The sequence below is a fragment of the Nostoc sp. DedQUE04 genome (genome assembly GCF_034530995.1).
In the GTDB taxonomy this organism is placed as follows: domain Bacteria; phylum Cyanobacteriota; class Cyanobacteriia; order Cyanobacteriales; family Nostocaceae; genus Nostoc.
The window spans coordinates 22,008-46,781 of the sequence record NZ_JAVRCA010000002.1; the positions used below are offsets into that span (position 1 = coordinate 22,008).

Below are 24,774 nucleotides of genomic sequence, written 5' to 3' on the forward strand. Positions count from 1 at the left end.
AGCTAATAATATAAATCTGAAATTTTTATCTATAAACAAATAGGTCAGTTTAGCCTTGATAGAAATTAAGATATAGTCCAATCTTTTAAACGCAAATTAGGAACTTTCTCAAAATCCTTACGGTTGCGAGTTACTAAAATGCCATTCACCGACAACGTAATTGCAGCAATTCGCAAATCTTGTGTGCCAATGCGGATTCTTTGGCTAATCAAGTCTTCGTAACAATTAATAGCATACTTGTCAAATGCTAGCGATCGCACATTTTTGAAAAATTCTAAAGTAGCCTGTAACTTGGCGTAAGCTAATAGCAATGCATCAGATGAAGAAGCCTTTCTGATTACATTAAACCTTCCACGCAGTTGTTCTTCAACTGTAATTATCGTTATGGCAATGTCTTCAGAATTTACTGCATTAATACGCTGTGTAACAACTGGATGCATCTGTTGAAAAAGTGAGATGTGATCCGTATCAAGTATCCATAAAGTCACTTAGTTTCATTCTCCGCATCAAGTTGCCGATAATATTCCTCCATTTGTGCGTCAAGTTCACGACGATCAGCTTCTATATATGCTAGCACCTCGTCAAATTGAGGATCATCCTTGAACATACCTGCAAATTTCATCCAAGGATGTTCGGTTTGGGGAGGTTCAATTTCCAAAGTCACTATTTCTGGTTTTCGCTCTTGTAAAAGTTGAATTAGTTTTTCTAGTGCTTCTTCTTTAGTTACACCAGAGCCTTTAAAATCTGGTAAGCCTAGCACTGTCGCACTAACTCCGCCATCTGGTTGATTTTCAATCAGCACATCATAATTTAACTTGGGTACAGTATTGTTAGGATAAGTTTTTACAGTTAAATTCATAATATTTTGAACCTTGAAGTTTTATATTGATTATAACTGCTGACCTACTTACTGCTAACTTGAAAGTTTGTACGTGTTAGCGTAGCGTTTCGTAGATAACTACAAACCTTTAAGAATTTACACTGGTTTACTTATCTATGGTTTGATTTTTATCATATTGTCTTTTGCGATCGCACCAATGATTTATAACCAATCAGAGTTTAATTTACGCTGTGAATGGGGGCCGCAAGGAGTTGCTGAACTAGCTTTTATCAGTGATGTAATTGTGATAGTTGACGTTCTCTCTTTTTCTACCTGCGTGGAAATTGCCACTAACAATGGCGCGATAATTTTTCCCTACGCATATAGAGATGAATCAGCCATAGATTATGCCAAGTCAGTACAAGCAGAGTTGGCAAGTCATAGACAACGTTGGACTACAACTGGATATTCTCTTTCACCAAAATCGGTAGCTAAAATTCCTGCTGGAACCAGACTAGTTTTACCATCACCTAACGGTTCTTTCCTGACTTTACATACAGGAAATACACCAACTTTGGCTGGCTGCTTGCGAAATTGCCAAGCTGTGGCGCACTTTGCTCAAAAGTATGGTGACAAAATTGCTGTGATTCCTGCTGGTGAGAGGTGGAAAGAAGATGGTAGCCTCCGCCCTGCATTTGAAGATTTAATTGGTGCTGGGGCAATTCTTAGTTATTTAAATGGCAGTCTATCACCAGAAGCCGAAGTCGCTGTGACAACATTTCAGGCTTTCCAGCAGGATTTACTAGGGTACTTGAAAAAATGTAGTTCTGGTAAAGAATTGATTGAAAGAGGTTTTGAGTCAGATGTTGAACTATCCGCCGCCTTTAACATCAGTAATTGCGTGCCTTTATTTAAATATAATGCCTATGTCAACGTAAGTTCGACGAACCTCTCTCTACCTTGAATTAAAGTTAAAGTCTATGCTTATCTGATTCCAAGAGGGACGGTTTTGTGTAGTAAAATCTCTAAGAAATTTTTTGATTGAGTCAATTATAGGGACACTATATGAGCCGTCGAATTCACGTTATCTAAATTGCAAAAACAAGGTTAATTAGGCGTTACAGTTCTAATTATGCATACACCATGTTTATATGCCTTTGACTTGCCAAGTTACTCTTGTGTTTTTCCCAAGCAATGGTTGTGTTGATAATCTCGTCTAAATCATTGTGTTTTGGTTGCCAACCCAAAACCCTATGAATTTTATCAGCACAAGCTGCAACACAGGCAGGATCGCCTGGACGACGTGGTGCGGCAATAACGGGAAAATCTACACCAGAAATAGCCTTGACTCTTTCAATAACTTGTCGCACGCTGTATCCTTGCCCATAACCGCAGTTGAAAATTTGGCTTTCACCTCCTTTTTCTAAGTAATCCAAAGCATCTAAGTGAGCAGTCGCCAAATCTTCAACATGGATATAGTCTCGAATTGCGGTTCCGTCGGGCGTAGGAAAATCAGTACCAAAAATTCGGACTTCTGGCTTGCGCTTGAGTGCTGCATCACAAGCAGCTCGAATCAAGTGTGTGGCATTCGGTGACATTTGCCCCAATAGTCCACTTGGTTCAGAACCTGCTACATTAAAGTAACGTAAAATTACGTAGTCTAGCGCAGATACTGCTGCATAATCCTGGATCAGCCACTCACTCATCAACTTTGAACGTCCGTAAGGATTAATGGGCTGTGTAGGATTCGACTCAGTAACAGGATTTTGTTCTACTTCTCCATAGACTGCGGCTGTGCTGGAAAAAATGAACTTGTTAACACCCATAACGCTACAGCAGCGCAGCAAATTTAAGGTGTTGCGGGTATTGTTGGCGTAGTAGTCGAGGGGATGAGCTACTGATTCTGGAACAATCAGACTAGCGGCAAAGTGTAAGACTGCGCTGAATTTATGCTGGGCAAAAACTTGATAAAGATGTCCACTGTCTACTAAATCGCCAATAATTAGTTTCCCGTGTAGTACTGATGCTGGTGAACTTGTAGAGCAGTTGTCGTAAACGACGACATCATAACCAGCTTCCCCTAGTTGGCGAACTACATGGGAGCCAATGTAACCAGCACCGCCAGTTACCAATATTTTCTTTTTCATTACTTTTTCCTTATCTACCTTTACCTAACAAAACAACTCGAATGGTTTTGAAGGCGATCGCTAAATCCAACCAAATGGAATAATTTTTGATGTAGTACAGATCGTATGAAAGCTTTTCGTAAGCATCTTCTATAGATGCTCCATAGGGATACATAACCTGTGCCCAGCCCGTAATTCCAGGTTTGACCAAATAGCGAACTTCATAGTATGGAATCGCTTCTTTGAGTTTGACATCAAATTCTGGTCGTTCTGGACGAGGCCCAATCAGACTCATTTCACCTCGTAAGACGTTCCATATTTGAGGTAATTCATCAATACGCAACAAACGTAGCCAGTATCCGACTCTGGTGATTCGTGGATCGCGTTGACTAGCCCACTGCGCCCCCAATTTTTCTGCATCCTGATACATGGAGCGAAATTTATAAACTCTAAATGGTTTACCGTATAACCCACTTCGCTGCTGACTGTACAATACTGGGCCAGGGCTATCTAGCCTAACTAGTAATGCAACCAATAACAGAAGTGGTGCAACTAATACTAGTAAAAAGAGGATCAATATGAGATCGATAACTCGCTTCAGTTTCATACTGAAGTAACCAGGCATGAGGTTAAAACCATCACTAAAAGCCAACCATTTATCTTGTAACAGCGACGAAGGGAGTTTATACCAAAATGTTTCGTAAACATCCGGCAATGTATAAACCGGAATGCCTCGCAACCGCATCTGCATTAACTGTTGTGCTTGTGACTTAGAAAAGTTTATCTGCGCTGTCACTATAACCCCAGACCAGGATTCTTGACTCCATTGCGACAAATCGCTCAGGCTTCCCTGATAACTCAGATTTCTTTTTGGTAAGTCTATAGCTTTTTGGTTTTCCTCTGCTAGAACAGTCAACTTCCCTAAAGGATTAAGTTCTAGCAATTTTTGTGTAAATTTGATGGCATTATCCCCCGATCCTAGTATTAACCAACGACTTTTCAGAGCGTGCGATCGCACCCATCTTACTGCTACCACGCGCAATATTATTGCCCAGATAGTAAAGATTCCCAAGCTAGGTAAGAAGACACTCCGCCACGTTACTGGATTCTGTTGGGCAATACCTGATAAGTAAATTAGGGCAGAAATAAAGAATGCGATCGCAATGCTACAAACAATAATTCGAGCGGGCGCTCTTAAACCTGAAATTTGCCGATCTGGATGGTAAGCATCTGCTAAATAAAATGCTGCAAGTATCATGCAGACAAATACATAAGGCAACGGATTTAGCCAATGTAAGGGTTGATCTAAACGCAACCATTGTGCGATCGCTAAACAAATTAGCAACCCAAAAATATCCCCTAACAAAAGCAATATCGGTAGGCTGCGGACTATATTTGGCAGCCTAGTATTGATAGGTAAACTGACATAACTTGTGGAAGTCATTGGTTTCTATTATTCTTCAGTATCCTGATATCGATTTATTCGTTAAAACCAGCAACCGAGTCAAATAAGGGAATATTAAAGACTAGCCGTATTGTGCCAAAGCATACAAAAATGAGAAATTTTGTCTGCTCTGTTTGTCAAAGAAATTGGAGATTAGGTATTACAAACTAGGAGGGGAACTATCTGTGCGTCGGTATAGCATATCTGTAGGAGATACATCTTAACTTGCATTGGCTGTACGAACTACACTACGGCTTCAAGGTTGTTCTTTTGACATTTGCATTATGCCATGAGTGTAGTCAATCTGAACTTTATATTTAATTTTTTGATTAGCGTATATTTGCTGTTAAAGTAGCTGTTCATAAAGTAACAAAATAAAGAAAAAGCTTATGCAAGCTGTTGAAATGCTGTTATTAAATTAATACCAAAGAAGTAAGTGGGTGAAAAAAAACATAATCATGTTAACCAAGATAAATGAGGCTAAAAGCTTCTTCCCTCTTATATCTTGCCTTCTACCTCCTGCTCGACCTCAACTATAAATATTTATGCTTTTCTACTTAATGAGTTAAAATAAATGCTTTTTAATGTAATTTAAAATTTTAGAAAAAAAATTAAAAACACCTTGACATTCAGATAATATTTCTGGGATAAATCTAAGGAAATCTAATAAAAAGCAAACATTTTAAAAATACGGATATTTTTATTATAATTTTTTATACAAACCATTAGTAATTAATCCTAATTATGTCCAAATAGCTATCTTGGACTACCAAAATTGTGAAGCAAAATTAGTAAAAACAATTTCAGGTATTCGTAACATACTCCATGCCCTCTAACCAAGAAGACCAAAACTCCTTAGATTTGCAGCAATACTCGCTACTTCTGAAAAGGCGTTGGCTAATTATAGCTGTGGTGACTGCCTCTATTTTTGGGCTTTCAGCTTTAAGTGCTATCAAGCAAAAACCAATTTATGAAGCAGAAGGTAAGTTGCTTTTCAGTAAAACTGACCGCGTTTCTTCGCTGACAAATCCCTCGGCACAAGTTGGGGAGTTGAGAAGTGTGACTGAAATCAACAGTCCATTGGATACAGAAGCAGAGGTCATTCGTTCTAATCCAATAGTTGAGAAAACTATTGCTAGTCTCAGGTTGGTAGATAAGCAAGGAACACCCTTGGAAATAGATGAGTTTCTCAAACAAGTCAAAATTAAAAGTGTCCGAGGTACAGATATTTTGGCGATTTCGTACAGCAGCAGCAATCCAAAAGAAGCCGCAGATGTTGTGAATTCGCTGATGAGATATTACCTGGAGAACAATATTCGCATTAACCAAGCCCAAGCGACAGTGGCAAAGAAGTTTTTACGCAAGCAATTACCTGAAGTTGAAGCAAGGGTAGCTAGATCGGAAGCAGCTTTGCGTCAATTTAAAGAAGGAAATCGGGTAATCGCTTTAGACCAAGAAGCAACGAAAGGAGTGGACAAACTCGCAAACTTATCAGACCAGATTACCCAAGCCCAGGCAAATTTAACGGATGCTGAGACTCGCTCAAAACTTCTGCAACGTCAATTGAGATTGAATTCGCAGCAGGCTGTGGATATAGGGAATTTAAGTCAATCAAAAGCTGTGCAGGAAGTGTTAACACAATACCAACAGGTGCAAAACCAGTTAGCAGTAGAAAAGACTCGTTATACAGACAAACATCCGACGATTGTTAATTTGTTAGCAAAAGAAGCAGCCCTCAAAAAGCAGCTAGAGACGCGAATTGTTGAGAATGCAGATAGAGAAAAATCTGTACCAGCCCAGAATTTAGGGATGGGAGAACTCAAGCAGACCTTAGTGGCCCAACTGGTACAGTCGGATGTAGAACGTTCAGCATTAGCTAACCGAATTACGGTTTTGCAGAATGCATACACACTTTCTCAAAGACGATTGAGTGTTTTACCGCAACTGCAAGAAAAACAGGAGCAGTTAGAGCGACAGTTGCAAGTTGCTACATCTACTTATGAAGAACTGCTAAAGCGATCGCAAGAAGTCGATGTAGTAGTAAATCAGAATGTCGGTAATGCCAGGGTAATATCTGCGGCTTTACTTCCTCAAAAAGCTATTCCTTCCAAAATTGCCTTTCAGCTAGCACTGGGTGGATTTTTGGGAATTTTGCTGGGTGTAGGCGTAGCTTTGATCTTAGAATCTATGGATAGATCCCTGAAAACTCTTGAGCAAGCCCAGCAGTTATTAGGTTATTCTTTACTCGGTACGATTCCTCACTTCGATCGAAAAGCTAAAAACAGTGGGGAAGGTCTAGTCGAACTAGCAGTCAAAGATAATCCATATTCGGGAGCAAGTTCAGCCTTTGAGATGCTTCAGACAAACCTGGATTTTACTATCTCCGATCGACCATTAAAAGTAATTGCCGTAGTTAGTTCAGCTCCGGGTGAAGGCAAATCATTTGTGGCTGCAAATTTGGCAGTAGCTAAAGCACATATGGGGCGCAAAATCCTATTAGTAGATGCGGATATGCGTCACTCTTCCCAACAGGAAATCTGGAAATTATCTAATCCAATCGGACTAAGTAATGTTTTAGTTGGTCAAGCAGAGTTTCGCAACACCACTCAAGAAGTATTAGTTAACTTGGATTTACTAACGGCTGGGACAATCCCATCTAACCCCGCAGCATTGCTAGATTCGCAGCGTATGGCTTTGTTAATTCAAGAGGCAGTCAAAGAGTATGATTGTGTGATTATTGATACTCCTGCCTTGAGTTTGTTTGGTGATGCACTCATGCTAGGCAAAATGGCAGATGGGATATTGCTGGTTGTACATCCTGAAGTGCTTGACCGTGCTGTTGCTAAGAGTACGAAAATGATGCTAGAGCAAGCGCGATCGCATGTTTTAGGAATGGTGGTAAATGGGGTTACTGCTGAAAAGGCGTCTGGTTACTATCACTCTAGGGGATCTGACGGTGGAAAAAGGTCTGCTTTGAGCCAGATAAATTTGCCTGGGATAAGAGCTTGATGAAGTTTATTTATTGACTTGACTATAGGTTAATGGGGATAGGGGTATTTTCATGATCGGAAAACAGACAATCGAGCCTCGGCAGAAATTAGTGATTAAGGCAGGGCAAACCGAGCAGCAGTACTGGCAGGATATCTGGAAGTATCGGGAGTTGTTTTACTTCTTGGCTTGGCGAGACATCTTGGTGCGCTATAAGCAAACGGCGATCGGGCTGTCTTGGGCATTGCTGCGACCTTTTTTAACGACAGTTGTGTTTACGGTTGTATTTGGTGTTTTACTCAAGGCTCCGTCGGCAGGTGCGCCTTACCCGATTGTGGTGTTTTCGGCGATGCTACCTTGGCAGTTCTTTTCCAATGCCTTGAGTGAGTGTAGTAATAGCTTAATTAGTAATTCTAATTTAATTTCTAAGGTTTATTTTCCGCGTTTGATTGTCCCAACAAGTGCAGTGATTGTGAGTTTTGTCGATTTTATGATTTCTGCAATCATTCTGTTGGGCTTTATGGCGTGGTATAACTTTGTGCCGGATTGGCGAATTTTAACGCTGCCGTTGTTTATTGCGATCGCATTTGCGGCGGCGATGGGATCGGGGTTATGGCTGGCGGCATTAAACGTGGAATATCGGGATTTCCGATATATTGTGCCGTTTATTGTGCAGTTTGGACTCTATATTTCGCCGGTGGGTTTTAGTAGTAGTGTGGTGCCGGAACAGTGGCGACTACTTTACTCATTAAATCCAATGGTGGGTGTAATTGATGGTTTCCGGTGGGCAATTTTGGGTAAAGACTTTGCTATTTATTTACCCGGATTTCTCTTGTCCGTGGGGTTAGTCATCTTAGTACTGATTACCGGGATTTACTATTTCCGCCGGATGGAGCGCAAGTTTGCGGACATTATTTAGGTACAGCGTTTCAGGAGTTGTTAGCAGAGGTTGGAGGATATATGGCAGATACGGTGGTTAAGGTTGAGAACTTAAGTAAGAGCTATGTGTTGAGCCATCAGCAGGAGGGATATCGCTATAAGGCGTTGCGCGATGTGATAGTGGACGGGGCGAAATCGATCGCGAAGACGTTGAACCCCTTTAATCAAAACGCAAAACACAAAACGCAAAACTCGAATCATGAGGAATTTTGGGCAGTCAAGGATCTGTCGTTTGAGATTAAGCAGGGCGATCGGGTGGGAATTCTTGGGCGGAATGGAGCCGGCAAATCGACATTACTGAAGCTTTTGAGCCGGATCACGGAACCTACTCATGGCAGTATTGAGATTACGGGACGGGTAGCGAGTTTGTTAGAGGTGGGGACAGGTTTTCATCCTGAGTTGACAGGGCGGGAAAATATTTACCTCAATGGCGCGATTTTGGGCATGAGTCGGGAACAGATCAAACGCAAGTTTGATGAAATTGTTGATTTTGCAGAGATTGAAAAATTTTTAGATACGCCTGTTAAACGCTACTCCTCTGGGATGTATGTACGCCTCGCATTTTCAGTTGCGGCACATTTAGAGCCAGATGTTTTGATTGTGGATGAGGTTTTAGCAGTTGGAGATGCAAATTTTCAGAAAAAATGTCTTGGCAAAATGCAGGAAGTATCCAACGATCAAGCTCGAACAGTTCTATTTGTAAGTCACAATATTGAAGCAATTCAACGACTATGTTCTAAATGTTTGTTACTAAATAAGGGGCAGCTAATTAATTACGGAAATACAAATAGCGTGATAACTCAATATTTATCTAGTAACTATTATTCTTGTCAAGCTTTTCCCAAAAAGTGGATAAATTTAAGCGATGCACATCGAAATGGCAATGGACAAGCTCGTTTTATCGCTGTTCAATATAGTAGTTCAAAAAAAGATATTTCTTTTAATGCTTATTCAAATGGTGAACTTGAATTTCTACTGAAAATCGAATCAGATTCCTCAAGAAATATAGGAAGTCTTGCAGTTGTTGTCTATAACCAGTACGGTATAAAATTAGTAAATGCGGATATTGTATCACTTGGACAAATAATATCCCTTCAGCAGGGAGAAAATCTAGTTAAATTAAACATTGAAAAGCTACATTTAAAATCAGGTACTTATGTCATTGGTCTTTGGCTTTCCGATTCTTCATTCCATACTATCTTTGATTATATTGAGTCGGCATTTGAAATAGAGGTGGTTGAACTTCCATCCGAAGATTTTGGTATAACATGTGACGGTTTAGTAACCTGTAACTTTCAAGTATTATCAGCGCCAATCGCCGATTCAAATCTAAATTTAAAAACCTAGAAATAATTTACTGAGAGACTTTTAGAGATAGTCTAATGTTTATTCAATACAAAAAAAGACATCACTAGACATCACTTTTGATACAAGATAGATAAGAGAGAAGGCATGGAAAAGCAAAATGTTCTTTATTTCACAAGTTATCCTTTAGACCCTAATAATGGTTGTGGAATGGCACTTTTAAATGATATTTTTCAACTATCTCAGATAGAAGATATCAACCTTTATGTTGCCGTTACTTGTAACGAAAGTAATCAATTACAAACTAAAACACAATTAGAAAATTTAAAAGTTAAATATTACTTAACTAATCGATTAAGCCCTTCTACAACAAAAGAAAGTTTTTTAAAAGAAGTAGTAAAAATATATAAAAGATTAGTGTATAAATTACGCTCGACTTTTAGCTTTCAGAATGTAACGTACTACAATTGGGATCGAGCAAAACATGTTTCTGAATATTTAACTGAACTCTGCGAACAACTCTCGATTAAAGTTGTTATTGTTGAACAGCTATATAGTATTTTATGGTTTAAAAATTTCCTTAAACTTAAACAAAAAAAGATATATCTTGCAACTGATAAAGAAGCAGAATTTTTTAAAGCTCTTGCTCCCTATAATTGGTTCAATTACAAATCTAAATTTAGTATTTTTATTAGTTATTTAAGACTAAAGAACTTTGAGAAAAAAGTCTGTGAATTGGCTGATAAATGTATATTTATGTCCGAAGCAGATATTCCCAATTATTTACTAGCTAATAAAAAAGCATCGATCAATTCACAAATACTCCCGCCTAAACTCGTCGGCTGGCGTTATACAAATTCAAAGACAGTTTTCTTTGCTGGTAATATTAATTTCTATTTCAATTTCTTAGCTGTAAAATGGCTAATTTATGAATTATCTCCGAGATTATTAAAACTAAATAATAAAATAAAAATTGTGATTGCTGGTACAGATTTTAATAATATACCCAAAGATTGGACTATAGAAAGTAACGTTCATATTCCTGGTTTTATTCCTAAAGAACAGCTTGAGGTTTTGTTTCAGACTTCCGATATTTTTATATGTCCTATTGATAATGATTTTTCAGTGAAAATGAAATTAGTTGAATGTATTTCTTATGGAATTCCTTTCTTTGCAACTGAGCCTTGTCTGAAAGCATTACCATATTTATCTGGCTTGCCAATTTTAGATATTAATAGCCCTGACGAAGCAGCAGCTTATATTTGTGATACTTTATCGAGAAAAGAAGTCTTAGAGCAATTAAGTAACCGCATCTTAGAAGATGCTTTTAATTTTGCTAATACTCGAAAAGATTGGTGGACAAAAACTGTTTTAGATATGTAAATATTTAACTTTAAATATTGAGATAATTATCAAAATTCATTTATCTCAATTTAGAAAAATTGTCAAACACTAGTTATTAGAGCATAACCAAAATGACTACTTTCCATCAATCAGTTTTAGTTACTGGGGTAGCGGGATTTATTGGTCGTTACGTTGCTCGGTATTTCTCAGAGCAAGGTTGGTCGGTAATAGGCGTTGATAATTCGCCTCCTGAAAATGCTCCCCTTCACAACTTAACAGCCTATCATCGTCTTAAATTACCCGACCCCTCTTTAAATAACTTATTAAAGGAATATTCTCCTAACATTTGCATTCATTGTGCAGGGCGTGCCTCTGTTGGCTTATCGATTATAGAACCCGATGTTGACTTTCAATCTAATACAGCTTTAACTTTTGAAATTTTAAATGCGTTGCGAATTAATGCCCCTAGATGTCGATTTATTTTTCTTTCTAGTGCAGCTATTTATGGAAATCCAGAGTCATTACCTATTGGAGAAACTCAACGCTGTAACCCCATTTCTCCTTATGGATTTCATAAGTTACAAAGCGAACAACTATGTTTAGAATTTAGCAAAGTTTATGATTTACCAACTGCAAGTGTACGAATTTTTTCTGCTTATGGCCCGGGTTTACGCCGTCAAGTCCTTTGGGATATTTGCCGACAAGCAATTTATCAACCCATAGTTAAGTTACAAGGAACTGGCAAAGAAAGCCGTGATTTTATTCATGTACTCGACATTGCCAAAGCTTTATTAGTAGTAGCAACTTCTGCACCAATGCAAGGAGAAACATATAATTTTGCAAGTGGAAGAGAAGTTACAATTTCAGAGCTAGCGGAGATGGTGTTTAAATCTTTAGACTACAAAGGTAGTGTTGAGTTTGATGGAATGGTTCCTGTTGGAACCCCCATTAATTGGCAAGCTGATGTTACAAAATTAGGAAGTCTAGGAATAACCGATTTTTTATCTTTAGAACGGGGTGTCCGTGTTTATGCAAATTGGAGTTATGCAGAACTGTTAGGTATATAGCTCTTATTAAAAAAAGCCATATTCATTAAAATAATTTTTTCTGATGAACAAAGAACAGTTAAAACTAATCGTCCAAAAGATATTACCATCTCCTACCCACTACTGGCTAAAGTCTCAATATAATAAGGTACGCCTGGGTACTTTGCAAAGCTTAAAACCTATAAATTCAGGTTGGGGTTTTGAGCAAGGAAAACCAATTGACCGCTACTATATTGAGAATTTTTTGGGTCGCTATTCAAATGATATTCATGGGCACGTATTAGAAATTGGAGATAACTATTATACTCAGGAATTTGGAGGCGATCGCGTTACTAAAAGCGATGTATTGCATGTTAAAGATAACCCCAATGCAACAATCATCGCAGACCTAACAGATGCAGAACATATACCATCAAATACATTTGACTGCTTTATACTGGTTCAGACGCTTCAGCTAATTTACGAAGTGCGACTAGCGCTCTTAACAGCCTACAGAATTATGAAACCAGGAGGTGTTGTTCTGGCTACGTTTCCGGGAATCACACCACTTAAAGATGAGGAATGGAACAGTTGCTGGTGTTGGAATTTTACAGCCCTATCTGCACAGCGACTGTTTGAGGAGGTTTTTCCTAAGGAGAATATTCAAGTCGGAACCCACGGAAATGCTTTGGCAGCCACAGCTTTTCTTCAAGGATTGGTAGTTCAAGATATACCCAAGGGAAAGCTAGATTATCATGACCGTAGCTACGAGGTAACTATCACCGTCAGAGCAGTGAAACCTGATATGAGGTGATGGAATGAAAATACCTGGAAGTGACAAATTGAAGCGAACAATTCGACGGTTCCAAAAAAATTTAGCATCCTCTAAGGGGCTGATTTTGATGTACCATCGCGTCGCTGAGGTAGAATTAGATCCCTGGAGTCTGTGCGTAACTCCCCAATACTTTGCCGAGCAACTAGAAGTTTTACAAAAATATTACCAACCCCTTAGCCTTAAGCAATTCGTGCAAGCGCATCGAGATGGCAACATTCCAGAGCGAGCAGTGGTTGTCACCTTTGATGACGGTTATGCAGACAATCTCCATAATGCCAAACCAATACTTGAGCGCTATAGCATTCCAGCCACGGTTTTTGTAAGTACTGGCTACATAGGAAAAGAGCGTGAGTTTTGGTGGGACGAGTTAGAAAGGCTACTTTTGCAACCAGGCAAATTACCAGAGAAACTTTCTTTGAATATTAATGGTAGCCTTTGTCACTGGGAGCTGGGTCAAGCCGCCAATTACACTCAACAAGACTATCAAAGCGATCGCACTTCTAAAGCTTGGGAAGCTAAACCCGGTTCTCGAATGTCTTTCTATTACTCAATTTGGCAAGTATTACTACCTTTACCGGAACGGGAATGTTTAAAAGCTCTAGACGAGTTAGTAATTTGGGCTAATGCAAAATCTACGGTACGTAAGACTCACCGCTCCCTTTTACTGGAAGAGGTGTGTGCTTTGGGGCAAGGAGATTTAGTAGAAATTGGCGCTCACACAGTTACCCATCCATTTCTTTCAGCACAATCAACAGAATTACAAAGGTATGAAATCCAGCAAAGCAAAGCTGCTTTAGAGGAGATGCTCAATCGTCCCATGACAAGTTTTTCCTATCCATTTGGTAATTACACTCCAGAAACGCTTGAACTGGCTCGAACTATTGGATTTGACTGTGCTTGCACTACAACTGAAGACATTGTCTGGCGACAAAGCAAGAGTTTTCAATTGCCTCGCTTCGGGATTGAAAACTGGAATGGGGAAAAATTTGCCAAGCAATTAGCGAGGTGGTTTTATGGTTGAACAGATAAATAAGAAACCATTAGTTTCCTGCATCATCATTTTTTTGAACGCTGTTGAAAATTTCTTTATAGAAGCAATAGAAAGCATTTTCGCTCAAACCTATGACAATTGGGAACTTTCGTTAGCAGATGACGGTTCAGCCGACAAGAGTACAGCCATTGCGTTGCGATATGCCCAACAACACCCTAACAAAGTGCGCTATTTGGAGCATGAAGGTCATCAAAATCGCGGTATGAGCGCAACGCGCAATCTGGGAATTCGCCATGCAAAAGGTGAATATATTGCTTTACTAGATGCAGATGATATCTGGTTGCCACAAAAACTGGAGAAGCAGGTAGCAATATTAGAAGCTCACCCCGAAGCAGGTATGGTTTATGGCTCCACTCTGATGTGGTTTAGCTGGACGGGTAATCCTGAAGATGCGAAGCGCGATCGCCAACGAATTCTAGGTGTAAAACCTGATACCCTACTAAAACCGCCAACACTGCTCAAGTTGTTTTTGAAAGGCAAAGCCGAAACACCAGGCACCTGTAGCGTCCTCATACGTCGCAAACTCGTTCAAGATGTCGGTGGCTTTGAGGAGTCCTTCCGAGGAATGTTTGAAGATCAAGCCTTCTTTGCCAAAGTCTGTGTCAATGCATCTGTCTTTGTAGAAAGTGGCTGTTGGGATAGGTATCGACAACACCCAAAAAGCTCCTGTTATGTTGCACAAGCTTCAGCACAATACAATCCACTCAAACCAAATTCTACCCACTTAACTTTCTTGACTTGGTTAGAGAAATATTTGTGCGAACAAGGATACCAGGATACTGAGATTTTGCAAGCTTTAAATAAAGCATTATGGCCTTATCAGCACCCACGAATGTTCTACTTGTTGCAATTTTTTCCAGATGTTGCTCAGTCTCTTAAAAGGAGTATAAAAAAAGTTGTGAAATTCATATTAAGACAGACATAGACTAAATTTAGCGATCTGTCCAGAACTAATTGACAGATAGTTTTTCACAATGACTTGAAGAAATTATTTGATTACAGCAATAAAAAAACAAATTAACTGAACATCTGAACTAACGAAAAGCCAATTATTATGAATGAGCTATACCCTTTTCGATCTGTTATTCAACCTGTGCCCGATGGAGAACCGCGACCTTTATGGTCAGTGATGATTCCCACTTACAACTGTGCAAACTATCTGCGTGAAACATTAGCAAGCGTTTTAGCGCAAGACCCAGGATCGGAGATAATGCAAATAGAGGTGGTTGATGACCACTCCACCAAGGACGATCCTGAAGCTATTGTTAAAGAATTAGCAGGCGATCGCGTCAGTTTTTATCGCCAGCCAGAAAATGTTGGACACGTTAAGAACTTTACCACCTGCTTAGAGCGATCGCGTGGCAAACTCATCCATCTTTTGCATGGTGACGATTGCGTTCGGGAAGGCTTTTATCGCAAGATGCAACAAACATTTGATACTCAGCCGGAAATAGGAGCCGCTTTCTGTCGTCACATCTTTATGGATGAGACAGGGCACTGGCGACACTTTTCTGAGATATTACAACCTCAAAGCGGCACAATTGATAATTGGTTGGAAAAGATTATAGTTAAACAATATATTCAAACTCCCTCTATTGTCGTTCGCCGACAAGTATATGAAAAGTTAGGTAGTTTTGATCGTCGGTTTTGTTTTTATTATGAAGACTGGGAAATGTGGGTGCGAATTGCCGCACAATACCCTGTATGGTACGAAGTTGAGCCACTAGCTATTTATCGGTTACATTCTGTATCTAATACTGGACAAACTGTGCGTACAGGCAAAAACATGCAAGAGGTACGCCGTGGATTGGAAATTGCACAGTCTTATTTGCCTGCTTATCTGCCACAATCAACAGTCGATCGCCTGATCGATGCTAATAAAAAACACTCGGCAATCTGTGCTCTCAGAACAGCCCAAAATATGCTGATGATTGGCGATTTATCTGCTGCGATCGCCCAAATTCAAGAGGCATTTCAATGCAGTATTTCACCAAAGGTGATAGCATATTTTATTTACTTTGCTACCCAAGCTGGATTGAAACGTTCGCTGTCATTTTATCGAAGTTAAATAAACTAAATAATACCAATTGCGGAAAGTAATCAGATAGTCACTCCAGTCATTAAAATCCTTCCAGACTTGTTTATTGTTTGGCGACTTTAAAACTTACGCACTGTACAAACGCATCATCTCTTGTATCAACTTTCAGGAAGAAAGGTATTGTCAAAATGCAAACTCCAGTTGCGTTCATCATTTTCAATCGCCCAGATAGAACCGCAAAAGTGTTTGAGGCTATTCGCCAAGCGCGTCCACCGATGCTCCTAGTTGCAGCGGATGGGCCTCGTGTAAATCGAGCTGGAGAGTCCGAAAAATGTGCTGAAACGCGATCGATAATCGATCGCGTTGACTGGCCCTGCGAAGTCTTAACCAATTATTCTGACATCAATATGGGAATGAAGCAGCGGGAAGCTACTGCTTTTTCTTGGGTATTTGACATCGTTGAAGAAGCTATTCTTCTGGAAGACGACTGTTTACCTCATCCGACATTTTTTCCCTATTGCGAAGAATTATTGAGGTATTACCGTCATGATGAGCGGGTTATGACAATTTCTGGAGATAATACTCCCTTGGGCAATCCTAGAAATCGGCAGACTCAGGATAGCTATTACTTTTCGATTTATGCCCGAACATGGGGATGGGCAACCTGGCGTAGGGCATGGCAACATTACGATCTAGAAATGAAAAAGTGGTTAACCATTCGTGACGAGGGTTGGCTGCAAGACATTCTCAGAGATTCCAGAGAAGTCCAATTTTGGCAAAACCAATTCCAATCTACCTATGATGGTTTTGACACTTGGGACTATCAATGGATGCTCTGTTCCTGGTTACAAAATGCCTTGAGCATTATCCCCACAGTTAATTTGATTAGCAATCTGGGATTCGATCTGGATGGAACCAATACAACAGATCGAGGCGATCCACGCTCCAATGTTCCGACACAACCTATGCAATTTCCATTACAACATCCGCCCTTCACGATCCCAGATCGCCAAGCCGATCGCTTTACAAGAGAGAATGTTTATATGCCAAGTTTGTTGAAACGTGTCCAGAGAAAACTCAGAAAAACATTCAAAAATTTCAAATAATTTGTCGAGCTATTAATGTTTAATCATTGAATCTATTTATGCAAATTATTCATACTAGTTATTCTGATTTATCTGGAGGTGCTGCTCGTGCAGCTTACCGGATTCATCGTTGTCTATTACAGGCAGAAATAGATTCTCGGATGCAAGTTTTGTCAAAAATTTCTGACGATCCAACAGTTAGAGGTAATTCATTAAAAATCGGAAGAATAACAACAGAAATTCGTACAGGGATTGGTTTATTAGCCAAAAAAACCATCAAAAGTTCCGATCCAACGCGTTTTTCAGCGGGGATTCTTCCTTCTAATTGGGTAAAATCTTTCCATACCTCTGATGCAGATGTGATAAATCTTCATTGGGTAGGTGCAGAGACTTTATCCATTAGTGAAATTGGTCAGATTCGTAAACCAATAGTGTGGACATTTCACGATATGTGGGCATTTTGTGGAGCAGAGCACTATACAAACGATGGACTTAATGCTCGCTGGCGTGAGGGTTATCGAGCAGACAATCGTCCCCAAGACGAGTCTGGTTTCGATTTAAATCGTTGGACTTGGGAACGCAAGCAACGTAACTGGAAATATCCTTTCCATATTGTGTGTCCTAGTAACTGGCTAGCAGATTGCGCTCGCAATAGTGCATTGATGGCAGATTGTCCCGTCTCAGTAATACCATATCCCTTAGATTTAGATAGCTTTCGCCCGATTGAAAAAACATTAGCACGACAGCTTTTGAATTTACCTCAACAGCGATCGTTAATTTTATTTGGTGCCTTGGGTGGAACTAACGATCCTCGCAAAGGTATTGATTTATTATTACAAGCTACCAGTTTTCTGGAAAATCAAAAGTCAAAAGATATAGAAATTGAAATAGTAATTTTTGGACAGTCACGTCCGCCACAAGTTCCTAAATTGGGTTTCCCACTTCGATATACAGGACATCTTGCTGATGATATTTCTCTGGCTCTACTCTATTCTGCTGCTGATGTCTTTGTTGCACCTTCTAGACAAGATAACTTACCGAATACAGTTGTTGAGGCAATAGCTTGTGGTACTCCTACTGTTGCTTTCAAAATTGGAGGAATGCCTGATTTAATTCAGCATAGAGTGTCAGGCTATTTGGCACAACCATACGAAGCAGAAGATTTAGCAACAGGAATTCAATGGGTTCTACAACAACAAAAGGAAAGTAAATCTCTTAGTTTAGCAGCCCGTCGTCATGCAGAATATATGTTTGACCCAGTTCGGATCGCACAGCAGTACGTTGCGGTTTATAAGGAAGCAATGAATATACAAAAAAAGTGAGTAACTATATAGGGCTTGCTGAAAAAGCCCCCACTGCGGATTTAGAATTCACGCAGCTTGATAAATACTAGCTTCGTAACAGAGTCTCATCAAATTCGTTTAGTAACCTCCCAGAGAAAGTGCAAGGGTTTTGAGTCTATAGAGGTGATAATGTTGCACTTGTAATCTAAAAATTATGCTTCTTAAATTCATCCCAGAAAAAAATAAAATCCATTCAATACATAAAGTTTTTTCTTTATTTGGCAATTTAAAAATTTTTATTTTGATATTTGGTCTAGCTATTTTGGCTATTATTCCGTTATTAGGTGTAGTTTTTATACTTGTATATTGCCAAATTAACGTTTCCCAAAATAAAATAGTAGGAAGCCAAAAACGTATACTTAATATATTTCCAATCTTACTAGTTTTATTTACAATTACTACATATATAGCTAGCTTTGAGCCATTTCAAGATACAATTGTATATCTTGATATTTATTCTTCGCTTCAGAAAGAAACAGGGTTGACTATTCCAGATATCGAACTAGAACCAGTCTCTTTCATCTTGCCTAAATATTTGAGTGTATTAATAGGGCCTAGTCAACTGAGTTTTTTATTCCTTCAATCTTTGACCATGAATACGGCTTTCACCGTTTTCGCCATACTATTTATGCCCGAATTTTATCCATTAATCATATTAATTAATGTAACGACTCAAGGATACTATTTTCAACTATTTTGGATGAGACAAATTTATTCATGGATATTTATAATACCTGCTATTTATATTGATAATTTTGTTATTGCTTGTCTTTGTATATATGTCGGTTATTGGACACACAAATCTTCTTTAATGTATACTTTTGGCATATTACCTGGACTATTCAAGTATAAATTTATTAATGCATTAAATCCATTCAAATCATTTTCTAAATATTTGAATAATAGATTTAGTATTATTATTTGTTTTAGCTCGATACTTTTATTTTCATCAGTAATAATGAAATCACTGCTAGATTTGACAAGTTCATTGTCATCTTTTGATGGTTCTGTATCTCAGAGAATCGATATTTATGGCGGTGGCGGTGATGACTACAGTTTTGGAGATAAAATTAAAAATCAAATACGTCCTATTCTTGATTATATTATTATCTCTATATTTATCTTGAGAACCGATCTAAGCAAAATAAATAGAGTATATAGCAAAACAAATAGAAGATATATAAGATGGATTACAACATTCTTTTTGCTTTTCTTACTTTATTTTGGATCTTTAACATATGGATTTAATTTGAGAATTACCAGTATATTTTTTTGCATACCTGGTTTTTTTTATATTATCGCTCTCTCTTCAGACAAACTTAATGGTGCCTATAGCTATGATACTTTGATATTTATATTGGCAATTGTTTTCAGGATGATTTACTTTTTTGTTAGTATCACACTTCCTCAAAGCTACCTAACTTTTTGGAATGGTGAACCGCTAACTACACCAATCAGTGAATATTTTTACCTTTTTTATCAGTTTTTATTAAACCTAATTAATCATAACTAATATGAATAATTGCCAAGTATCGATAGTGACGATATCCAAAAATAATTACCAAGGATTGCAAAAAACCTTACAATCAGTCAAAGAACAAGACTATAAAATAATAGAGCATATTATTATTGACGGAGATTCTGATGATGGAAGTAAAGAGTTTTTAGATTCATATACCCATTCTAAAAATTATATTTATTTGTCAGAACTAGATAATGGGATATCTAGCGCATTTAATAAAGGGTTACAAAAAAGTAATGGGGATTTAATTTTCTTCTTAAACTCTGGAGATGTATTCTTTTCCAAAACAGTGATTTCTGAAGTTGTGCAAAGCTATATGCAACATAAATGGAAATGTGCTATTGGTGTCACCGTCACTACAAGTTTTGCTGGAGAAACCATATTTTATCGTCCGCCGCAACTTTCATCGAAATTTCTAAAATACTTTATGTTTTTACCACACCAGGGGTTTTTCTGTGAAACTTCTCTACATAAGAATTACAAATACAATGAATCTCTCAAAATTTCTATGGATTACGAGTTATTTTTACGAATGCTTAAAAATATAACAATCTTTTATTTACCTACAGTAATATCAATACGCGAACCTGGAGGTATTTCTAGCCAAACTCAAAAGAGAATTAGTGAACATTCACAAATACGTTTGATTTACGCTAATAAAATACATGAAAAATTGATAGTTAGCATTTTAAATACATTAATTTTATTTAAAAACTATCTCAAAATTGATTCACCTTTTGCATCAAAAAAAAGTGAATAAATCCAAAATTATATTAGCGAATATTTACTAAGACTTCAGTCATCTCAAATATTTATTTTTGAAATCACCGCGTTTTTATCCATTTGTGAATTATGCATATAATATATCTTTTTAGACCGAAAAATCCCAGAGTGCATCATTGCTCAGAATCTTTTTACAAAGCAATGACACTAAATACTGATTCTGATATAGCTAGTTATTCTGTAAAATACTTGTATTCCGTCACTTTACGAGAGGTTTGGTCATTAATCAAACAGTTCGTGAGCATAAATAAGGAAGAAGAAATATCAGTATTTTTCTTTTTAATTCAGTTAGATTATTTAGTATTAGCTTTAATTTTAAAAACTATTAGTAAATTTTTAAATAAGAAATTAAAAGTTTTTTATTTAATGCATGAGCCTAAATTTGAAAAAGGAAGAATTAACCCTTTAAAAGCAGATATTGTATTTTTATATCATATAATTTTTGGCTATATAGGAGATAAAATATTATTGCCTAGCAATGAGGCAGTTTTGAAAGCAAAAGACTTCGTTAATAATGATAAGCTTTACAAGTTAAACTTATCATTTATTTCTATACCAGAAAATATTTTACACAATAATTTAGCACAACTAAAGTATAGTTGGGATAAGGAAAAAACTTTTTTATTGTTAGGTCGAGCAGATAGAGATAAAAACCCTCAAGGATTTTTATCTCTAGCAAGTATAATTAACACAGATTACCCAAAACAAGCGAGATTTATTCGGGGTGGAAGTGAGAGGAACATACAAGTAAATTACGACGAAAAACTAATAATTAGATTTCCTGGCTTCATTTCAAATAGTGCTAAAAGTTTCCTACTTGGTTTAAGCCACTTTGTTGTGATTCCCTACTCCTTCTCAACTCAAAGTGGTGTGGTGACAGAGGCTTTGAGTTATGGAAAGCTTTTAATTATTAATGATATTTCTACTTTCTCATATTTAAAAGGTCTAAGTTTTGTCTTTTTTACTGATTTTAATGACAAAAGTTCAATGTCAAAATGTATTTATGATGTATTTAGTATGGACATAAATGATTATGAAACCCGCTATTGGGAAGCAATAAGATACTTCCAAGAAAATCATTCAGAAGCTTATCTTTCAAAAACCTTGCAAGAAATTTTATAAACATATTTTTGTTTTTGAAATATACAGAGGTGAAATACATCCATGTCGAATATAGTACCTACAGTTTCTAGCAACATACAAGCAAGCATTACAGTGGGTATTCCTTTTTACCAAGGTAGCAATATTGCACATCTTCGTGCTGCTATTGACTCTATTTTATGGCAAAGCGTACCAGCAAAGGAAATTCATTTAATTCAGGATGGTTTGGTTTCAAAAACTTTGGAGGAAACTGTTAATGAATATACTGCAACTTATCCTCATATAAAACACCTCTTAATTTCTCAAAACATGGGTTTAGCTCATGCACTTAATATCTCTATATTAAACTCTTCATCTACATACTACGCAAGAATGGACTCTGATGACATTGCACATCCAGAGCGATTAAGTAAACAAATAGATTTTTTAGAAAATAACTTAGATATTGACATCTTAGGTACTTGGGCTTATGTCTTTGAAGATGAATTTCCAAGAGAAAATTGCTCAATTAGGATAATGCCTGTATGTAATCAGGAGATACATGCACTGTTTCATTATCAAAATCCGTTGATACATCCATCTGTGATGTTTAGAAGTAGCGTTTTTGCTAAAACAGGGCTTTATAACATGGAATTTCGTTCTGAATGTGATTTAGAATTGTGGGCAAGAGCATTGAAATTGAGAGTAGGTATTTCAAATTTATCTGAACCTTTACTTTATTATAGAAATACAGGCGTTATAAGTAGAAGGTCTGCGGCTTTAGGACAGCAAATTAAAGCACGATATCAATACAATACTCTTTCACTAAAATTAAATATTCTCAAAGTCATGTCTTTACTATTTCGCATTCTTCCTTATCAAATGCAAGTTTGGGGATACAAAAAGTTTAAAAAAGAGAGCAATTTTAATCAAAATGCTGGCGAATTTTTAGTTAAATATAAATCGAATATTTCTAATTAATTATATTCAAACTATAGGTATTAATTATTATAAAAATTGGTTGAATATCATATCTATTTAATTTTTATAAAAAATATTTATCATACTGTATCTCTCAGTTGAACAACGCAATTAAACATAAGATAAACTTAACTATGCCACATAGCTCAAACTTCTTCATCCCTACTTCTCAGAGTTAAGAGATACGGAATAAGAAGTTTGAAAAATTTAGATGTCTTATATTTAATTACTAAGCTTATTAACTTATCTTACTTGATACAACTTTACTTCATAAGCATTTAAACGAGTGCTGAAACTTGCATTAGGAAATAGGTTATTAATAGTTTTTTCATTAAAAGTAACTATTTTACCAGCTAAACTCTGAGTCAGTTTTATTACAAAATTTATTTGAGTCGAAGTATGATTAACAGCTATAATTAAATATTTTGTAGTATTAGGAATAGGAAATAATTTAACTTCTATATTTGGGTTGTTTACTTGTACTGGATTACTTAAATCTTCTCCTCTAACGATTGCAGGAATGTAATCTCGGAATTCTTTAATAGTAGGATACAAAACTGACTCATTCCAGGAAGGTGAAGAGAGATAGTGTATCCAAAATAGCAGCCCATCAGCCCCTGTAAGGACTGATAAATAAAACATATAGCGAAATTCTAACTTTGTTGGTAATCGAAGATCGGTCTGATTTCCTCTATAAGCTTGTATTACGTTCCAAAATTTTTTGTTTTTAACATCAGCAAGGGAAATGACTTCGTAGAGTGCTTTTCGGTAAAATGATACCCATTGGAATTCTACAACTCCATCTTTGCAAGGATAACAATCCCACATCAGTATATCCATTGCATCGCTGTAAGGTTCAATTTTTTCTATTTTGTGAAAAACTAATGCCACTGGCTTTGATTTATCTTCTTCCTTAATAGCTTTGTATACCTTTTTTAACAAATTTGGAGAAATTGGTCTAGGTTTTTTTATTTCTGGTTCATCATAAAGATACCAAGCATAAACGGAAGGATGGTTTTTATAAGTACGAATAAAGTCTTTCACTCCTGAAATATTTTCTGATTCGATTAAAGGACGAGGAATCTCAAGCAGAATTTTTATTGGTGTTTTTTTAGAAGCATCCAAAAATGCCTGGATTTTTGCCTTGCCTTCTTTTTCAACATAGGGCATTAATAAGTCAATTCCTTTAGAAGATGCTTTTATTGGTACATCTATATTATTGATATTGTCATACCATCCTAAGAAAAACGGTAAACTTCGTTTCCGATTATTTAAATATTTTTTGGGATTTAAACTTACAAGTATGCTGCTAGTACTAGCTACTAAAAAACCAGGAATTAAAGCTATAAATTTACGTCGCGTTATCATTATCAAATATTAAATTTAAGAACAAGCTTAATTAAACATCACATTGATTGGTTTGGCAATATTTGGTATTATCTATGAATCATTGCAACTTATTCAAGGACATTTGAGTACCTACCTCATACCTTAGTAGCGATGTAAGCAAACGTTTGTCCGCGATAAAACTGGTCACGTCCAATTTTGGTGATATATGCTGGTTCTATGAAAATCATTGGCAATATTTAAAATTATAAATATCTTGTAACAGTTTCACTGCATTAACATTTTTTGTAGTGAATTTAAAGCGATCGCTACCACTAACAGTTATGCTTTCTTTAGTCACTGTCCCTTTTTAAGAAGTGACATTAATATAAAAGTATCACTTTATACTTTTATATTTGTATCGTTGTAGTGGTGGGCTTCACTGTTGCATACCAAAGTTGGTATTTTAGGTCTAGTCTTTGCTCACTTGACAACGGTGCTGATATTTTCTCTAGAAGCGCATTTGCCGAAGTGACAGCGAAAATAATTGCGATCGCAGATAGAGTAGCATTGAATCAGTAGTTAAATTTATAACTTTTATTCTTAGCATTTACCCTTAATACTAATACTGGCTATTTCCAGATTAAACTACCACAGATTCAGAATTATTTTCCCTATAGTGTCAGTTTTAACATGAATTTACCAGTAGCAAAAACAACTTAACATCGACGAATAACCA

Annotated in this window: 21 protein-coding genes; 16 read left to right on the forward strand and 5 right to left on the reverse strand. The window is 37.1% G+C overall.

The window, feature by feature from the left end:
* Positions 1 to 65 precede the first annotated feature (65 nt).
* Positions 66 to 488, reverse strand: a complete 423-nt coding sequence (locus RM049_RS01565) for a type II toxin-antitoxin system VapC family toxin (protein ID WP_322702919.1) — start codon at positions 486 to 488, stop codon at positions 66 to 68.
* Positions 485 to 859: a hypothetical protein gene (locus RM049_RS01570; protein WP_322659298.1), complete on the reverse strand. Its 375-nt coding sequence runs from the start codon at positions 857 to 859 to the stop codon at positions 485 to 487. The genes RM049_RS01565 and RM049_RS01570 overlap by 4 nt, the downstream gene beginning before the upstream one ends.
* Positions 860 to 1,001: 142 nt before the next feature.
* Between RM049_RS01570 and RM049_RS01575 the strand changes: the two genes are divergently transcribed.
* Positions 1,002 to 1,784: a 2-phosphosulfolactate phosphatase gene (locus tag RM049_RS01575; RefSeq protein WP_322702920.1), complete on the forward strand. Its 783-nt coding sequence runs from the start codon at positions 1,002 to 1,004 to the stop codon at positions 1,782 to 1,784.
* A 166-nt stretch (positions 1,785 to 1,950) separates the two neighbouring features.
* On the opposite strand, the gene galE is transcribed toward RM049_RS01575, so the two are convergent.
* Positions 1,951 to 2,967, reverse strand: coding sequence for a UDP-glucose 4-epimerase GalE (gene galE, locus RM049_RS01580; protein ID WP_322702921.1), 1,017 nt, complete (start codon positions 2,965 to 2,967; stop codon positions 1,951 to 1,953).
* 10 nt (positions 2,968 to 2,977) lie between these two features.
* Complete coding sequence (locus RM049_RS01585; protein WP_322702922.1) at positions 2,978 to 4,390, reverse strand: sugar transferase; 1,413 nt, start codon at positions 4,388 to 4,390, stop codon at positions 2,978 to 2,980.
* 825 nt (positions 4,391 to 5,215) lie between these two features.
* Here RM049_RS01585 and RM049_RS01590 point away from each other — a divergent pair.
* From RM049_RS01590 to RM049_RS01660, 15 genes are all read left to right on the forward strand, one after another.
* Positions 5,216 to 7,399, forward strand: coding sequence for a polysaccharide biosynthesis tyrosine autokinase (locus RM049_RS01590; RefSeq protein WP_322702923.1), 2,184 nt, complete (start codon positions 5,216 to 5,218; stop codon positions 7,397 to 7,399).
* Between the two features lie 52 nt (positions 7,400 to 7,451).
* Entirely contained in the window at positions 7,452 to 8,297 is an 846-nt protein-coding gene (locus RM049_RS01595; RefSeq protein WP_322683835.1) for an ABC transporter permease, read from the forward strand.
* Between the two features lie 41 nt (positions 8,298 to 8,338).
* Entirely contained in the window at positions 8,339 to 9,664 is a 1,326-nt protein-coding gene (locus tag RM049_RS01600) for an ABC transporter ATP-binding protein (RefSeq protein ID WP_322702924.1), read from the forward strand.
* 105 nt (positions 9,665 to 9,769) lie between these two features.
* On the forward strand, positions 9,770 to 11,005 hold the full coding sequence (locus tag RM049_RS01605) for a glycosyltransferase family 4 protein (RefSeq protein ID WP_322702925.1): 1,236 nt from the start codon (positions 9,770 to 9,772) through the stop codon (positions 11,003 to 11,005).
* Between the two features lie 92 nt (positions 11,006 to 11,097).
* Positions 11,098 to 12,033 carry an SDR family oxidoreductase gene (locus RM049_RS01610; RefSeq protein WP_322672085.1) on the forward strand — a complete coding sequence of 312 codons (936 nt, stop codon included), beginning with the start codon at positions 11,098 to 11,100 and terminating at the stop codon, positions 12,031 to 12,033.
* A gap of 43 nt (positions 12,034 to 12,076) precedes the next feature.
* Positions 12,077 to 12,805, forward strand: a complete 729-nt coding sequence (locus RM049_RS01615) for a methyltransferase domain-containing protein (protein ID WP_322702926.1) — start codon at positions 12,077 to 12,079, stop codon at positions 12,803 to 12,805.
* A gap of 4 nt (positions 12,806 to 12,809) precedes the next feature.
* The gene (locus RM049_RS01620) at positions 12,810 to 13,847 is read left to right on the forward strand and encodes a polysaccharide deacetylase family protein (RefSeq protein ID WP_322702927.1); all 1,038 of its coding nucleotides are present in this window, start codon (positions 12,810 to 12,812) and stop codon (positions 13,845 to 13,847) included.
* The gene (locus tag RM049_RS01625) at positions 13,840 to 14,802 is read left to right on the forward strand and encodes a glycosyltransferase family A protein (RefSeq protein ID WP_322702928.1); all 963 of its coding nucleotides are present in this window, start codon (positions 13,840 to 13,842) and stop codon (positions 14,800 to 14,802) included. Before RM049_RS01620 ends, RM049_RS01625 begins: the two co-directional genes overlap by 8 nt.
* A 129-nt stretch (positions 14,803 to 14,931) precedes the next feature.
* The gene (locus RM049_RS01630; protein WP_322702929.1) at positions 14,932 to 15,945 is read left to right on the forward strand and encodes a glycosyltransferase family 2 protein; all 1,014 of its coding nucleotides are present in this window, start codon (positions 14,932 to 14,934) and stop codon (positions 15,943 to 15,945) included.
* Positions 15,946 to 16,103: 158 nt separating this feature from the next.
* Positions 16,104 to 17,021 (forward strand): glycosyltransferase family 2 protein, encoded by a 918-nt coding sequence (locus RM049_RS01635; protein ID WP_322702930.1) that lies wholly within the window; start codon positions 16,104 to 16,106, stop codon positions 17,019 to 17,021.
* A 38-nt stretch (positions 17,022 to 17,059) separates the two neighbouring features.
* Positions 17,060 to 18,322, forward strand: coding sequence for a glycosyltransferase family 4 protein (locus tag RM049_RS01640; protein WP_322702931.1), 1,263 nt, complete (start codon positions 17,060 to 17,062; stop codon positions 18,320 to 18,322).
* 175 nt (positions 18,323 to 18,497) lie between these two features.
* Positions 18,498 to 19,856 (forward strand): hypothetical protein, encoded by a 1,359-nt coding sequence (locus RM049_RS01645; protein WP_322702932.1) that lies wholly within the window; start codon positions 18,498 to 18,500, stop codon positions 19,854 to 19,856.
* 1 nt (position 19,857) lies between these two features.
* A complete protein-coding gene (locus RM049_RS01650; RefSeq protein WP_322702933.1) occupies positions 19,858 to 20,625 on the forward strand; it encodes a glycosyltransferase family 2 protein in 768 nt (255 codons plus the stop codon).
* Positions 20,626 to 20,789: 164 nt separating this feature from the next.
* The gene (locus tag RM049_RS01655; protein ID WP_322702934.1) at positions 20,790 to 21,770 is read left to right on the forward strand and encodes a hypothetical protein; all 981 of its coding nucleotides are present in this window, start codon (positions 20,790 to 20,792) and stop codon (positions 21,768 to 21,770) included.
* A 42-nt stretch (positions 21,771 to 21,812) separates the two neighbouring features.
* Positions 21,813 to 22,709, forward strand: a complete 897-nt coding sequence (locus RM049_RS01660) for a glycosyltransferase (RefSeq protein ID WP_322702935.1) — start codon at positions 21,813 to 21,815, stop codon at positions 22,707 to 22,709.
* Positions 22,710 to 22,952: 243 nt separating this feature from the next.
* Here RM049_RS01660 and RM049_RS01665 read toward each other — a convergent pair whose 3' ends face one another.
* A complete protein-coding gene (locus RM049_RS01665; RefSeq protein WP_322702936.1) occupies positions 22,953 to 24,077 on the reverse strand; it encodes a glycoside hydrolase family 2 TIM barrel-domain containing protein in 1,125 nt (374 codons plus the stop codon).
* Positions 24,078 to 24,774 lie beyond the last annotated feature (697 nt).